Below are 14,360 nucleotides of genomic sequence, written 5' to 3' on the forward strand. Positions count from 1 at the left end.
ATCCACCTGACGAAGGAGAGCTGACGTGGACGACAACACCAAGACCCAGATCGAGGCCGCCGCATTCCGTGGCTTGGTCGAGCACCTGCAACGCCGTACCGACGTGCAGAACATCGACCTCATGAACCTGGCCGGCTTCTGTCGAAACTGCCTGTCCAAGTGGTATATGAACGCCGCTTCCGAGCACGGCGTCGAAATGACCTACGACCAGGCACGCGAGGCGGTTTACGGAATGCCGTATGCGGACTGGAAGACCCGCTATCAGCGGGAGGCAACCGCGGAGCAGGCGCGCCTGTTCGAGGAAACCCAGCCCTTGCACGCCTTCGTCAGCGGCCACGGTGGAAAGGCTTAGACGCTCGGGCTAGAGCAGGTCGTTACAATGACAATGCCGGCACGTAGGGTGGACGAGCGAGAGCGAAGTCCACCTGGGCCAGGGCCGGCGCTGGTGGACTGCGCTGCGCTTGTTCACCCTACAGCGCGTGTCCGCTCTATAGCGCTTGTCCACCCTTCCGCGTGCTCACCCTTCCGCCTGTCTACCCGAGAGCTCCGAATCGGCGGCGTGGCCGTGTGTTAGAGATCGCCGGTGGCGCCCGCGGTCATGATCTCCTCAATCGTATCGCGCACCTTGATTGCATTATCCATCAGGTTCGGCGGTAGGTCGGCCATCCCGATGACCTTATTGAGGTCGAGCGTCGTCAGCCATGCCTTGCCGTCCTGATCTTCGATCAGGGTGATTCGACAGGGCAGATATGCTGAGAAGTCAATGTTTTCCTTGATCATCTCGCTGGCGATCCGAGCGTCGCAGAACTGGAAGATCTCGATGCGTTTGGTCTCCACGCCCATCGACTCCAGCTCCTTGTAGAGCGGCAGGTGAGCGACGAGTTTGAAGTTCAGCGTGTTGGCCCGAAGTTTCATGGACTCGACGGCGTCGTCCATCGAAACATCTTCGGCCAGTGGCATCTTCAGCACGGTGTCGGCGATCGTCATGCTTTCGGCATGTGTCTGTGTGGCGAGGAAGGTCAAGGGCAGCAGGGCGATCAGCAGGGACAGTAGGACTTTCTTCATTGTTGCATCTCTCCGGTGGATAAACTGTTGATGAGTTCAGTCGAATTTGTAGTGCTTCTCGACCGGCTCGACGACCTCCCAGGTGCATTCCATGCCGGCGGGGAAGGTGATCAGGTCGCCGCGTCCGAAGGTCTGGGGCTCGCCCCCGGTCGGGGTCACATGAAAACGCCCTCGCACGACGTAGCAGGTCTCGGAACGATCGTAACGCCAGGGAAAGGTCGAGGGCTCTTTTTTCCAGACCGCCCAGTCCTCAACGCCGAGGACATCCAGTTTGGCGGGGGAGGGTTTGTGCTCGCAGTAAATCTGAAGGTCGGTCATCCATCGGCTCCGGGGTCGGCCGCCGCGATCGGCGGGTCTGGCTTTGCTGGGTCGGCATTCTGGAGCCAATCCGTTGGATTTTCCACCCGAGCGGCTGATGGCCGGTCTGGTTCGGGCGGCGTACGCCCCGGTCGCTATACCTGAAACCCTTTGTGTTCTTTGTGCCTTTGCGGTTAGATCCGGTCATGAATGACCCGAACACTCCCTCCGAGCAAGAGCCGAGCGCTGTCCCCCTTGCCGAGCTGATGCTCCGATCGGCACTGCGCCTTGCTGTCGCTGAATCCTGTACCGGCGGTTGGTTGGCGAAGGTCATTACGGATCTCCCCGGGAGCAGTGCCTGGTTCGATTGCGGGTTCGTCACTTACAGCAATGCGGCCAAGCAGGAGATGCTCGGCGTGCGTGCCCAGACGCTGGCCGCGCAGGGCGCCGTGAGCGAGGCGGTGGTCGCGGAGATGGCCTCGGGCGTCCTGAGTCGCACCCGAGCCCACGTCGCTGTTGCCATTAGCGGCGTGGCCGGACCCGGCGGCGGCAGCCCCGAGAAGCCTGTCGGAACCGTCTGTTTCGCCTGGGCCTGGCCCGAGGGGCGGATCGAGACCCGACGTCTGCACTTCGACGGCGATCGCGATGCCGTGCGGCGCCGCTCGGTGCAGGTGGCGATCGACGGGCTGCTCGAGCGGCTTCCGGACCGTGGCTGAACGCTGGTTCTTTGCCCTTTGGCCCGATGACGCCGTCCGCGACGCCTTGGCTGCGCGCGTCCGCGAGCTTCTGCCCGTCGGCGCCCGTGCGATCCACCCGAGCGATTTTCACCTGACGCTTGCCTTCCTCGGTCCGCTCGCACCCGACGTGCTCGGGTGTGCGGAGGGGGTTGCAGATCGGATTCGAGCCCCCGAGCTCGAACTCGAGCTCGATCGCGTCGGTTGTTTCGCGCGAGCGCGCGTGTTGTGGTGCGGGCCCGCATGCCCGCCCGAGACCTTGCCGGCCCTCGTTTCGGATTTGCAGGTGCGGCTCGCGACCTGCGGTCTTGCCGCCGATCCGCGTCCCTATCGGCCGCATATCACACTCGCGCGCCAGGCCGCCGCCGCGCCGCCGGGGTCCGAGTGGTCGACGCCGATTCGTTGGTCGGTCCGCGAGATCGTGTTGGCTGCCGGATACGGCGGTCCCAGGCCGCGTTATCGGGTGCGTCGTCGGTGGGCGTTGCACTAGCGTCCCACCGCCCGCGTTCAATGCGGGCTCATCGCGCTTGCGGCCTGCGCAACTTGTACGCCTTACCAGCCCGGACGGGCGCTATGCCTTGTGACGTTTGCCGATTCGCTATGCGATAATCGGGATCTGGCTGTTTCGGGCGGCATGAGCCTCGGCGGAGGCCCGGCGCGCTCGCCGGCCGCTGTCGGGACGCCGGCGAGTCGCATCCGGACATTGCAGAACGAGACACCTAGGAATGATCAAGCCGATCAGGTTCAACGGAGACCCAATGGACGATAACCGCAAGAAGGCACTGGCCGCCGCGCTGACCCAGATCGAAAAACAGTTCGGCAAAGGCTCGGTGATGCGCATGGGCGACACCGGTGTCATTCGCGAGGTCGAAGCCATCTCGACCGGCTCGCTTGGTCTGGATCTCGCGCTCGGGATCGGCGGGGTGCCCAAGGGTCGTGTGGTCGAGATCTACGGACCCGAATCCTCGGGTAAAACGACGCTCACGTTGCACATCATCGCCGAGGCCCAAAAGGCCGGCGGCACCGCCGCCTTCGTCGATGCCGAGCATGCCTTGGATCCGGGATATGCCGAGAAGCTCGGCGTGAACATGAACGATCTGCTGGTTTCGCAGCCGGACACCGGGGAACAGGCGCTCGAGATCACCGATATGCTGGTACGCTCCGGCGCGGTCGATGTGGTGGTCGTCGACTCGGTCGCGGCGCTGACTCCGAAGGCGGAGATCGAGGGCGAGATGGGCGACTCCCACGTCGGCCTACAGGCGCGTCTGATGTCTCAAGCGCTGCGCAAGCTCACCGGAAATATCAAGCGGTCGAACTGCCTCGTCATCTTCATCAACCAGATCCGCATGAAGATCGGTGTGATGTTCGGCTCGCCCGAGACCACGACCGGCGGCAACGCGCTCAAGTTCTACGCCTCGGTCCGGCTCGATATCCGCCGCATCGGCAGTATCAAGAAGGGCGACGAAGTGATCGGCAACGAGACCAAGGTCAAGGTCGTCAAGAACAAGGTCGCGCCGCCCTTCAGGCAGGCCGAGTTCGACATCCTCTACGGGCAAGGCATCTCGCGCGAAGGCGAGATCATCAGCCTGGGCGTAAACGAGGGCTTCATCGAGAAGTCCGGCGCCTGGTACAGCTATGAGGGCAATCGCATCGGACAAGGCAAGGACAACGCGCGGGTCTTCCTGTGCGAGAATCCCGAGATCGCCAAGGCGATCGAGACGAAGATCCGCGACAAGCTTCTGCCCAAGGTGGGCGAGGCATTGCCCGGCGCCGGTGTTGCACCGATCGCCGAGGCACCCGCGGAGATCTAGACCGAAGCCCTCGCCGAGCGATGGAAGAACCGGGTCCTGTAGCGGAGATCGTTGATCGAGCCCGCCGGCTGCTCGCAACCCGCGAGCATTCCCGAGCCGAGCTGATGCGTAAACTCCGAGCGCGCGGCTTCGATGATGCCGGGATCGGGGAGGCGCTTGACAGGCTGGTCGCCGAAGGCGCACTCGATGAAGAGCGTATGGTCGAGCAGTATGTTGCCGAGCGTGCCGCCAAAGGGTTCGGACCTCTGCGAATTCGCGCCGAGCTACACGAAAAAGGTCTGACCGATACCCTCATCGACCCTCATCTCGGTGCCATGCGGGATGACTGGGTCGCCTATATGGCAGAGATCTACGATCGCCGATTCGGCAGTGAGCCACCGCCCGACCGTGCCGAGTATGCTCGACGTGGCCGCTTCCTCGAGCAACGTGGGTTTCCCTCCGAGATGATCCGCCGCTTCCTGCGCCGGCCCGATTGACCGGCCGGCGTCCGCAGTCCAACCGAGCATACCCATGACCACGAGTGCAGAGCTTCGAGCGAGTTTTCTCGACTATTTCGCGCAACGCGATCACGAACGCGTGCCGTCCAGCCCCTTGGTGCCGGCCAACGACCCGACCTTGCTTTTCACCAATGCCGGGATGGTCCAATTCAAAGAGGTCTTTCTGGGGCGCGAGCGGCGCGCGTACACCCGGGCGGTCAGCTCGCAGCGGTGCGTGCGCGCCGGAGGCAAGCACAACGATCTGGAGAACGTCGGCTACACGGCTCGGCATCACACCTTTTTCGAGATGCTCGGCAACTTTAGCTTCGGCGATTACTTCAAGCGCGAGGCGATCCTGTTTGCCTGGGACTATCTCACCCGTGTCCTGGCCCTGCCGCCCGAGCGACTCTGGATCACCGTCTACACCGAAGACGACGAGGCCGCCGACATCTGGCTGAAAGAGATCGGCGCCGATGCCTCGCGATTTTCCCGTTGCGGGGCGAAAGACAACTTCTGGTCCATGGGCGAGACGGGCCCCTGCGGCCCCTGTTCCGAGATCTTCTACGACCACGGCCCCGAGATCCCCGGCGGCCCGCCCGGCTCCGCGGACGAGGACGGCGACCGCTACGTGGAGATCTGGAACCTGGTCTTCATGCAGTACAACCGCGACGCCGAGGGCATTCTCACCCCGCTCCCGCGCCCCTCGGTGGACACAGGCATGGGTCTGGAGCGCCTTGCCGCCGTCATGCAGGGCGTGCACAGCAACTACGAGATCGATCTGTTCGTGCGGCTGATCGACGCAGCGGCACGCGCGACCGGCTGTGCGGATCGCGAGAACAAATCGCTGCGCGTCATCGCCGACCACATCCGGTCAGCGGCCTTCCTGATTACCGACGGGGTGACGCCGGGCAACGAGGGCAGGGGCTACGTCCTCCGTCGCATCATGCGTCGGGCCATTCGCCATGGATACCAGATCGGGTGCACCACGCCCTTTTTTTATCGGCTGGTGCCGGCGCTCGTCGCCGAGATGGGAGAAGCCTACCCCGAGCTGGTCGCGGCACAGGAGCATGTCGAGCGCATCGTCCTGCTGGAAGAAGAGCGCTTTGCCGAGACCCTCGAGCATGGTATGCGACTGCTCGACGAGGCGATCGCCGGTCTGAGCGATGCACGCATCCCGGGCGAAACCGTCTTCAAACTCTACGATACCTACGGCTTTCCGACCGACTTGACGGCCGATATCGCCCGCGAGCGTGGCCTGTCCCTGGATATGGATGGCTTCGAGCAGGCGATGGCGCAGCAGCGTGAGCGCGCGCGCGCCGCCAGCCAGTTTGGCGGTCCGGCCGGTTTCGAGATCGATGTTCAGGGCGAGACCGAGTTTTGCGGCTACGAGCGTCTCCACGAGGAGGCGACCGTGGTCGCCATCTATTCCGCAAACGGCTCCTGCGACCAGCTCGCCGCGGGCGAGGAGGGTCTGGTTGTCTTGGATCTCACGCCCTTCTACGCCGAGTCCGGCGGCCAGGTCGGAGATTGCGGCTGGCTCGTCGGCGAGAGCGGCCGGTTCGAGGTGCTGGACGCGCAAAAGAAAGGCGAGGGTGCCGTCGGTCATCTCGGGCGTATCGCCGAGGGTACCTTGGCGGTCGGCGATCGGATCGACGCGCGCGTCGACGGCGAGCGTCGGCGTGCGACGGCCCTGAACCATTCCGCCACCCATCTGCTGCATGCGGCGTTGCGCCAAGTCTTGGGCGAGCACGTACAGCAGAAGGGCTCGCTCGTCGGTCCGGAGCGACTGCGCTTCGACTTTTCGCACTACGAGGCGGTCACGCGCGAGCAGTTGCTCGAGATCGAGCGCATGGTCAACCGCGAGGTCCGCGAGAATCATCTCGTCGAAACCCGGATCATGAGCCTCGACGACGCCAAGGCATCCGGGGCCATGGCGCTCTTCGGCGAGAAATATTCCGACCAAGTGCGTGTGCTGCGCATGGGTGACTTCTCCGTAGAGCTGTGCGGCGGCACTCACGTCAAAGCGGTCGGCGACATCGGTCTGGTCAAGATCGTCGGCGAGAGCGGCATCGCCTCCGGTGTGCGGCGGATCGAGGCCGTCACAGGTGCGGCCGCGCTCGACTGGATCGAAGCCGACGAGGATCGGCTCATTCGCTTGGCCGGCCTCCTCAAGGGCGGGCGCGACGACGTCGACCAGCGGGTCAGCCAGCTGCTCGAGCGCAGCCGCCGGCTCGAAAAGGAGCTCGAGCAGCTCAAGGCCAAGCTTGCTAGCTCCGCCGGTCAAGATCTGGCGTCGCAGGCGGTGGTGATCGACGGTATCAAGGTGCTCGCCGCGCGTCTCGATGGGGCCGATTCCAAGGCCCTGCGGGTCACCCTGGATCAGCTCAAGGATAAGCTCGGCTCGGCGGTCGTTGTCCTCGCCACCGAGGGCGACGGCAAGGTCAGCCTGATTGCCGGCGTGACTAAGGATCTGACCGACCGCCTGAAGGCAGGGGATCTCATCCGCGAGGTTGCAGAGAAGGTCGGCGGCAAGGGCGGCGGACGCCCCGACATGGCTCAAGCCGGCGGCAACGATCCGGCGGGTCTCCCAGCCGCCTTGGCGGTGGTGGACGGTTGGGTGCGGCAGCGGCTCTAGGCTGCCGTTGGGCTGACGGTGCCCGCCACCGACCGACCTCTCGTGGCGAAGTCTGTGCGGTGAACCGTCCGGATGATCCAAAAATCATTTTCTTCAGGATCTTTGGACCCCAGCGGTTCATCGGATCCGACACATCGGGAGAACGCGAGACGTGCATGCCGGGAGAGTTCGATGGGGCTGATCGTCCAGAAGTACGGTGGCACATCCGTGGCCAACGCCGAGCGAATCAAGGCGGTCGCCGAGCGCGTTAAGCGATGGCGCGACGAGGGGCATCGTGTCGTCGTCGTGGTCTCGGCCATGTCCGGAGAGACCGATCGACTGGTCGCGCTTGCCAAGCAGATCCAGGAGCGTCCCCTCCCGCGGGAGCTCGACGTGCTCCTGTCCACCGGCGAGCAGGTGACCATTGCCCTGCTGAGCATGGCCCTCGACGCCATGGGCTGTGCCGCCCGCTCGTACACGGGAGGCCAGGTGCACATCCTTACCGACAGCGTCCACAACAAGGCGCGTATCCACGACATCGACGCCGCCCGTGTCGGTGCGGATTTGGAGGCCGGTCGCGTCGTGGTCATCGCCGGTTTCCAGGGCGTCGATGCCGAAGGCAATATCACGACACTCGGGCGCGGTGGCTCCGACACCTCCGCCGTGGCGATCGCGGCGGCCCTGAAGGCCGACGAATGCCAGATCTACACCGACGTGGACGGCGTCTACACGACCGACCCCCGTGTCGAGCCCAAGGCGCGCAAACTCGATCGCATCACCTTCGAGGAGATGCTCGAGATGGCCAGTCTCGGCTCCAAGGTGCTGCAGATCCGATCGGTTGAGTTTGCCGGTAAATACAAGGTGCCCCTGCGTGTACTCTCCAGTTTCGAAGAAGGCGAGGGTACGCTCATTACGTTCGAGGAAGACATCGTGGAAGACGCCAAGATCTCCGGAATCGCCTTCAGTCGAGACGAGGCCAAGCTGACCGTGCTCGGTGTGCCGGACCAGCCCGGCGTGGCCTATCGGATCCTCGGGCCGATTTCTGACGCCAACATCGAAGTCGACATGATCATCCAAAACATCGCAGCCCAAGAGGCGACGACCGACTTCACCTTCACCGTGCACCGGAACGATTTTCCGCGTGCGATGGAGATCCTCGATCGAACCGCGAAGGAGTTGGGAGCACGACAAGTGCTCGGCGACAGCCGGATCGTGAAGATTTCGCTGGTCGGAGTCGGAATGCGCAGTCATGCGGGGATTGCGAGTCTTATGTTTTCCACCCTGGCCAAGGAAGGCATCAATATCCGGATGATATCGACCTCCGAAATCAAGATCTCGGTCGTGGTCGACGAGAAGTACCTTGAGCTCGGGGTGCGAGCCCTGCATGACGCGTTCGGACTTGGCGTACACGCATCATCTTGACCGTGGTCGAAACGTGAACCGACCGTCGGTCGGCTCGAATCCGTCGGGGGCTCTTGGAATTGCGTTTTCGAGGACAATTGTCGTTGCCTGGAGCGCGAATCTTTTTGGTTCTTGCGGGCAGGTGCTAGAATCCTGGAAGGAAACTTGGTTTCTCACACCCGATATGCGACTGGCTGTGCCTTCGATGAGACTGATCCGCGTTACGGCCAGCTAGCGGTTCGGGTACTATCATTCAATCGGAAAAGGGAACGTAAGGGAGATTAAGCGATGTTGATTCTGACCCGCCGGGTTGGCGAAACCCTCATGATCGGTGACGAAGTGACAGTGACAGTCCTCGGTGTCAAAGGAAACCAAGTACGGATCGGGGTCAACGCACCTCGCGACGTCGCGGTGCATCGGGAGGAGATTTACGAGCGCATCAAACGCGAGCAGGCCGAAGGTGGTCCGATCGCTGGAGCGGTTCCGCCGGGAACTCGGCTCGACTGAGCTTGCCGGGAACTCGGCTAGACTGAGCTTGTAGCCAAGGGCGCGTAGGCAGGATAAACTACGCGCTCGTCGGAGAGATGGCCGAGTGGCTGAAGGCGCTCCCCTGCTAAGGGAGTATAGGCTAATCCCCTATCGAGGGTTCGAATCCCTCTCTCTCCGCCAATTCAATCGAATTCATATCGATGATTCAATCGCTTGATGAGGTATAGCCTCTCCGGGTCTCCAGTTCGTTCCCCCATCTCATGCGATCCGCACTGCCTCTTCGCCTCCTTTATCGCAGTTGCCAAGATCGCCTCGTGCCGTGTGCGCGGTTCAGAGTTGCGGAGATTCCGTCTCGCTGACGGCAAACCTCGTCTGCAGTCGGTGGCTTCCGACCGTGGGGGCGGTGGCCGGTTCGAACGGGATCACGACGATGACGGCTATGCCGTTGGTCATCACTTCCCGGTCGGCCAGACGAAATGAGGGTCTCGGCAACCTGCCGGGCACAATCTCAATCGCCCGCAGGCGGGAGTCGCACGACGGGTTTATCGTCATCGGGGGGCGGCCGGCGGCGAGCCGGCCTTCCATGTCAACAGGCGATGACCGCCCTCGGGCGTCGGGCGCAACAGACCGGCCCAGCCTTTATTCCAATCGATCCGGGCGGATCCGTCCTCCAACGTCCAAGTCCCGCTGCTGCGGTAGTCGCCGATCTGCTCGGTGGCGATGCCGCCCGGCAGGAGACCGATCACGATCGGGGTATCGGGTCGAGACAGACTGGGTGCGGACCAGATCCCCTCCAGCGCGTCTCCGGCAACGGCGAAAGCGGGCAGGAGCAACAGGAAGGCAAAAACATGACGAGACATCGCACACCTCGATGATCGCGGATGGGCCAACAGCGCGGTAAGCGCCGCCGGGCTGAGCGTTGGCTTCAGTAGTGCACCCGATCCGGATCGGCGGCATAGCTTTCGAGAACCTCCAGCGCCTCCTCGCGGAGCAAGGGGATCTCCGGGATCCCACGCCGTTCCGGCGGTCTTTCCAGCTGTTCGTAGATGAAGCGGTCATCGAAGCCGATGCCGGCCGCATCCTCGATGGTGAAGCCGTAGAACACGCGCTCGATCCGCGCCCAGTAGATCGCACCGAGGCACATCGGGCAGGGCTGTCCACTGGTGTAGAGATCGCAGCCCTGCAGGCTGAGGCTCTCGATCCGCCGGCAGGCATCGCGGATCGCCACCATCTCGCCGTGCGCTGTTGGATCCCGCGTGGCGATGACCCGATTCCAGCCCTCCCCGATGATTCGCCCGGCGCGAACGATCACTGCACCGAAAGGACCGCCGTCACCTGCTGCCGAGCCCCGACGGCCCAAGGCGATGGCGCTCCGCATGAAGTGCTCATGACCGGACCGGTCATCGATCTCGCCGACGTCTCGACTCGGCGACTCGGATTGCATGCTCACATCAATCTCTATCGGCTTGCGGCTGCCCGAGCCACTCCGTTTTGATCTTCCGGCGTACTTGATCTCCCAGCATAGCGCCATAGCTGCCTATTTGATTGACCTTAGACCCGATCATCGGCGAACAACCGGGGCGCCGAGTAACGGTCTTCGTCCGACAGGCCGCGGTCTCGGCGAAGGGTCGACGGCGATGCACAGCGCACTTTAACCGGTGAAGGACCCGATTTCGGCAGGCATGTCATCTGGGCAGGGTAATCGTTGCAGTCATTCCGCCATGCTGTCGGTTTAGCAGCAGCAGATCGACTCCACGCGCGCGGGCAATATTACGCGCGATCCCCAGCCCGATGCCCCCGAGTTGCGCACCCATGAACCCTCAAGGCGCCAAAAGGGCGCGAAGACCTTCTCCGGTGATTCGGGCCGGATGCCCGGTCCCCGATCGGCGATCGTCACCTTCACCACGGTCTCGGAATCCCTCAACTCGATGTCCGCTTCGCCGCCATAGCGCAGGGCGTTGTCGAATAGATTGCCGATGCAGCGTTCGAGCGCGACGGGTCTGCCTTGATAAGGCTTCTAAATCTGACCGCGCAGGCGCACGCGTGCACCCGACTTTTCGGCATTGTCGCTCAGGCTTTCGAGCAGGGCTATCCGATCCATGGGTCTCCTCCCGGCTGGCGGTGCACGCATGGAATCGAGGGGCGTCTCGACCATGCTCTGTATGTCGTCGAGATCACGCCGGCCAGCAGGATCAGCAGTCTCAACGGCATCTGCGCCGGCCAGTCGAAGAGTTCCCGCGGTATAAGGCGCTCGGACCAGACCCAGCTGCGGTCCTTGAGCCGGGCCTGGACGATGAAGCGGTTCGCCATCGCGTGCCTGTCGGCACCGTCTCGACCCGGCCCCGTCGTGTCCTAAGCGTCTCGACCGTGCATCGGCCCACTCATGACGAAGCCGGCCAGGGCCACTTCGACCTTGGTGTCGGCACCAAGACGTTTTCGGATCTACGCTCGCACCAGTTTGGCACCGGCCTTGTGCGCATCCAACGGCGGCAAGTCGCATGATGGTTGATGGATTCGGTATCCCCGGATTCGGGATTGTCCTGATCTGGGTCGTGATCAACGCCGCGGTTGCGTTGTTGATCCGGGCATTTGTGGGTGGCGCGCGGAGAGGAGCGCGCCCGCATCCATGTCTTTACGAACAGTAGTTGTCAGTATTGCAAGAAGTTACATGGGAAAATTCTGGCGCTGCGAGAGGGCGGTGTGCCATCGCCTACATTCCGTTTTCGCGCGGCGATACCGAAACCGGCGTGCTGCAACTGCCCACCTGATCGATCCGGAACCCCACATAAACGCTGACGATCAGGCAAAACCGCGTGCGTCACCACTGAGTGCTTCACCACTGAGTGCTTCACCACTGGGAGGATCGAATGCCAAGACTCAGAAATCTCGTTCCGGGGCTGTTGCTCGTTGCGCCACTGTTCTGCGCTTTGGCTGCGGCAGCGGAGCCGACCATCTCCGTCTTTAAGAGCCCCACCTGCGGCTGCTTTACCCGATGGATCGGACACCTGGAAGACAACGGCTTCGAGGTGGACGCCGTAGACTTCACGGACCTTGGTCGCATCAAGTCCCGGGCCGGCATCGCCCCGGAGCAGTCGTCCTGCCACACGGCCCTCCTCGGCAACGATGTGATCGAGGGCCATGTGCCGGCGAGCGACATCCGCCGGCTGCTTGCGGAGCAACCGGATGCGCGCGATCTCACGGTGCCTGGAATGCCGCCGGGCTCGCCGGGCATGGAGACGCCGAATCCCCAGCACTACCAGGTGCTGCCCATCGGCAAGGACGCCAGTACGTCCGTATTCGCGGAGCGCGAACCTCATGCGCCGCGGCTCATCTCGGAGCGCATCTCGATCGCCGTCCGGGAAGGGGGGGCGGGAGGGCCCAAGCAGTGACCGTGTGGCACGACCGACGCGCCGCGCTGCTGGTCGGCGCAGCCGTTTTGGCTGCGCTGAGCGCCTGCGCCGGGCCGCGCTGGATGGGCCCTGGACCTCCACGCGGAGCGGCAGGCCCGATGTCGGGCGCTCCGGGCGGCATGATGGGTGGTTACGGCATGGGCGGCTACGGATACCGGATGCGTGGCTATCGTGGCGGCATGATGGGCGGCTCGATGCTGCGGCACCGGCAGGTGATGACGGATGGGATTCCGGCGGTCTATGCTCGGCTGCGCAACCCGCTGCCGTCGAGCACGGCGGTGATCGCCGCGGGCAATGCGCTCTATCGAGCCAACTGTGCCGCCTGCCACGGCGACCTGGGCGACGGCGATGGTCCGGCAGCGGCCGGGATGTCGCCTCCACCGGCCAACCTGCGCTGGTCGATGCGGCGACCCGTTGTCGGAGATGCGTATCTGATGTGGACCATTAGCGAGGGCGGCGGGCAAATTGGCACCGCGATGCCCGCGTTCAAGGACGCGCTCACCGAGACCGAGCGCTGGAAGCTGATCCGATTTCTCAGGACACTCTAATGGCCTGCATGTCGGCGGGGGACCACAAGCGAAGGACGTCGCCCCGGAGGCCGCGACGGTTGCTGGTCCGGTCCACGGGATTTAGGCCACCTTCGCCTCAACCTAAGCCGAACCTAGGCAGGCGTCCTGGTTCATAACGACCCATTCCACAAACAATAGAGGAGTTGCATGCGATGTACGGATTTTCCACGACACTGAAGACCACATTCGACGAGGCCGTCGCCCGCGTCACCGAGGCACTGAAGGGCGAAGGTTTCGGCGTCCTGAGCGACATCGACGTCAAGGCCACACTGGAGGCCAAGCTGGGGATCGAGAAGCGACCCTACCGCATCCTCGGCGCCTGCAATCCGCCCCTGGCCAATCGGGCACTGGAGGCGGAGCCCGACATCGGGCTGCTGCTGCCCTGCAATGTGGTCGTGCGCGAAGAGGCCGACGGCAGCATCGTCGTCGCCTTCATGGACCCTGAGTCAGTTCTGCAACTGGTGGACAGACCCGAGGTCGCGGAGATCGCCGCGGAGGTCAAGGGTCGGATGGAACGGGTCCGCGACGCCCTCGCGGCGGCTTGAGGGGACTCGACCTTTCACTTAAACCGCGTCCAGCGCGGCGTGCGATGGTTTTGAATCGGATCAACCCTCGCGGAATCAACGATCGCCGGAGCTGGCGCGGTTTCATCGGAGACACCTGTTGAATCCCATTCCGGCGGGCCGAGCGCCTGGAATCGCAAGCGGCCATCGCACCCGATCAGGAAACGGCTGGGCAACACTTTTGCGCCCCGGGCATGGAAGATCGTCTGATCCGGATCCAATACGATTTGGCCCTCGTAACCGAGCCGGCGCATGGCCTCCACGGCCCGGCGCGGTGTCTCGTCGACGTTGACCGCCGCGACGTGGAACGGATGTCCAGCCAGGCCTTGGGCAAGCCGCTGCAGCGAAGGCATCTCCGCGAGGCAGGGCGGGCACCAGCTCGCCCAAAAGTTCACCAAGACCACACGGCCGTCGGGGTCGCTCAGCGAATGCCGATCTCCCCCGGGTCGGCGGCGCCGACGGCCGGTGACGGCGCTGCATCCGGAATCCCTTCCAACGCGCCACCGAACGCGGGAAGCGCGAGGACCATGAACAACGCCATTGCGTTGGCCGGAACGGCCCGGATGGACGTCATAGCGCGTACCCCATCGACAGGCGTGCACGGTAGGACGCCGGGCTTGGCCACCTCTTCAAGCTCTGTGGCCCGATCTTAACCGGTCGGTCATGTCTCGGTGCGCTCGACAGCCAGTGGTGCGGTGCACAACGATTCTTCAGATCGACGTGCATGAGCGAGGGAACACGCCCGGATTCGGACCAGTGCTCCGACAATAGCCCACCCCCGCGCAACGGCACCTCGGTCGGATGTTCCCTTCGGTCGATTCGGCTGCCGAGGCGCGGGCGTGCATGCTCTGGCCCAGCCATTGCGTGCCCAGGGACCATCGCGCCACAGCGCAGTTGCCCCGAGCCCTTTCCAGGTATGACCCTAAAAAGA

The 14,360-nt window shown here is 63.7% G+C and carries 17 protein-coding genes, 1 tRNA gene and 1 pseudogene; 12 read left to right on the forward strand and 7 right to left on the reverse strand.

Going from position 1 to position 14,360, the window contains the following annotated elements; translation table 11 throughout:
* Nucleotides 1-25: 25 nt before the first annotated feature.
* Nucleotides 26-352, forward strand: a complete 327-nt coding sequence (locus tag LT988_RS22340; RefSeq protein WP_232407715.1) for a DUF1244 domain-containing protein — start codon at nt 26-28, stop codon at nt 350-352.
* Nucleotides 353-570: 218 nt separating this feature from the next.
* Here LT988_RS22340 and LT988_RS22345 read toward each other — a convergent pair whose 3' ends face one another.
* Nucleotides 571-1,065 (reverse strand): DUF302 domain-containing protein, encoded by a 495-nt coding sequence (locus tag LT988_RS22345; protein WP_232407716.1) that lies wholly within the window; start codon nt 1,063-1,065, stop codon nt 571-573.
* Between the two features lie 36 nt (nt 1,066-1,101).
* Nucleotides 1,102-1,383: a cupin domain-containing protein gene (locus LT988_RS22350; RefSeq protein ID WP_232407717.1), complete on the reverse strand. Its 282-nt coding sequence runs from the start codon at nt 1,381-1,383 to the stop codon at nt 1,102-1,104.
* Nucleotides 1,384-1,568: 185 nt separating this feature from the next.
* Here LT988_RS22350 and LT988_RS22355 point away from each other — a divergent pair, with 185 nt between their 5' ends.
* The 8 genes from LT988_RS22355 (at nt 1,569) to LT988_RS22390 (ending at nt 9,067) form a co-directional block, all read left to right on the forward strand.
* Nucleotides 1,569-2,078 carry a CinA family protein gene (locus LT988_RS22355; protein ID WP_232407718.1) on the forward strand — a complete coding sequence of 170 codons (510 nt, stop codon included), beginning with the start codon at nt 1,569-1,571 and terminating at the stop codon, nt 2,076-2,078.
* Nucleotides 2,071-2,586, forward strand: coding sequence for an RNA 2',3'-cyclic phosphodiesterase (gene thpR, locus LT988_RS22360; RefSeq protein WP_232407719.1), 516 nt, complete (start codon nt 2,071-2,073; stop codon nt 2,584-2,586). The genes LT988_RS22355 and thpR overlap by 8 nt, the downstream gene beginning before the upstream one ends.
* A gap of 268 nt (nt 2,587-2,854) precedes the next feature.
* Nucleotides 2,855-3,907, forward strand: a complete 1,053-nt coding sequence (gene recA, locus LT988_RS22365) for a recombinase RecA (RefSeq protein ID WP_232407720.1) — start codon at nt 2,855-2,857, stop codon at nt 3,905-3,907.
* A gap of 20 nt (nt 3,908-3,927) precedes the next feature.
* Entirely contained in the window at nt 3,928-4,383 is a 456-nt protein-coding gene (locus LT988_RS22370) for a regulatory protein RecX (RefSeq protein ID WP_408648023.1), read from the forward strand.
* A gap of 34 nt (nt 4,384-4,417) precedes the next feature.
* Nucleotides 4,418-7,018 carry an alanine--tRNA ligase gene (alaS, locus tag LT988_RS22375; protein WP_232407722.1) on the forward strand — a complete coding sequence of 867 codons (2,601 nt, stop codon included), beginning with the start codon at nt 4,418-4,420 and terminating at the stop codon, nt 7,016-7,018.
* A gap of 171 nt (nt 7,019-7,189) precedes the next feature.
* Complete coding sequence (locus LT988_RS22380) at nt 7,190-8,419, forward strand: aspartate kinase (RefSeq protein WP_232407723.1); 1,230 nt, start codon at nt 7,190-7,192, stop codon at nt 8,417-8,419.
* A 267-nt stretch (nt 8,420-8,686) separates the two neighbouring features.
* Complete coding sequence (gene csrA / locus LT988_RS22385; RefSeq protein ID WP_007192647.1) at nt 8,687-8,905, forward strand: carbon storage regulator CsrA; 219 nt, start codon at nt 8,687-8,689, stop codon at nt 8,903-8,905.
* 71 nt (nt 8,906-8,976) lie between these two features.
* Nucleotides 8,977-9,067: transfer RNA gene (locus tag LT988_RS22390), tRNA-Ser, on the forward strand.
* 368 nt (nt 9,068-9,435) lie between these two features.
* Here LT988_RS22390 and LT988_RS22395 read toward each other — a convergent pair.
* The 3 genes and pseudogenes from LT988_RS22395 to LT988_RS25660 all read right to left on the reverse strand — a co-directional run.
* On the reverse strand, nt 9,436-9,747 hold the full coding sequence (locus tag LT988_RS22395; RefSeq protein WP_232407724.1) for a hypothetical protein: 312 nt from the start codon (nt 9,745-9,747) through the stop codon (nt 9,436-9,438).
* A 65-nt stretch (nt 9,748-9,812) separates the two neighbouring features.
* Nucleotides 9,813-10,331: a nucleoside deaminase gene (locus LT988_RS22400; RefSeq protein ID WP_232410635.1), complete on the reverse strand. Its 519-nt coding sequence runs from the start codon at nt 10,329-10,331 to the stop codon at nt 9,813-9,815.
* A gap of 288 nt (nt 10,332-10,619) precedes the next feature.
* Nucleotides 10,620-10,877 (reverse strand): annotated as a pseudogene (locus tag LT988_RS25660) (ATP-binding protein); the annotation flags it as partial.
* A gap of 877 nt (nt 10,878-11,754) precedes the next feature.
* Here LT988_RS25660 and LT988_RS22405 point away from each other — a divergent pair.
* The 3 genes from LT988_RS22405 (at nt 11,755) to LT988_RS22415 (ending at nt 13,411) form a co-directional block, all read left to right on the forward strand.
* Nucleotides 11,755-12,276, forward strand: coding sequence for a DUF411 domain-containing protein (locus LT988_RS22405; protein WP_232407725.1), 522 nt, complete (start codon nt 11,755-11,757; stop codon nt 12,274-12,276).
* A 119-nt stretch (nt 12,277-12,395) separates the two neighbouring features.
* Complete coding sequence (locus tag LT988_RS22410; RefSeq protein ID WP_232407726.1) at nt 12,396-12,845, forward strand: c-type cytochrome; 450 nt, start codon at nt 12,396-12,398, stop codon at nt 12,843-12,845.
* A gap of 173 nt (nt 12,846-13,018) precedes the next feature.
* Complete coding sequence (locus LT988_RS22415) at nt 13,019-13,411, forward strand: DUF302 domain-containing protein (RefSeq protein ID WP_232407727.1); 393 nt, start codon at nt 13,019-13,021, stop codon at nt 13,409-13,411.
* A gap of 14 nt (nt 13,412-13,425) precedes the next feature.
* Here the strand turns inward: LT988_RS22415 and LT988_RS22420 are convergent, their stop codons facing one another.
* Nucleotides 13,426-13,833: a TlpA family protein disulfide reductase gene (locus LT988_RS22420; protein WP_269752078.1), complete on the reverse strand. Its 408-nt coding sequence runs from the start codon at nt 13,831-13,833 to the stop codon at nt 13,426-13,428.
* Between the two features lie 17 nt (nt 13,834-13,850).
* Nucleotides 13,851-14,003, reverse strand: a complete 153-nt coding sequence (locus LT988_RS22425; protein ID WP_232407728.1) for a hypothetical protein — start codon at nt 14,001-14,003, stop codon at nt 13,851-13,853.
* Between the last annotated feature and the right edge of the window lie 357 nt (nt 14,004-14,360).

The organism is Thiocapsa bogorovii (assembly GCF_021228795.1).
GTDB lineage: Bacteria > Pseudomonadota > Gammaproteobacteria > Chromatiales > Chromatiaceae > Thiocapsa > Thiocapsa bogorovii.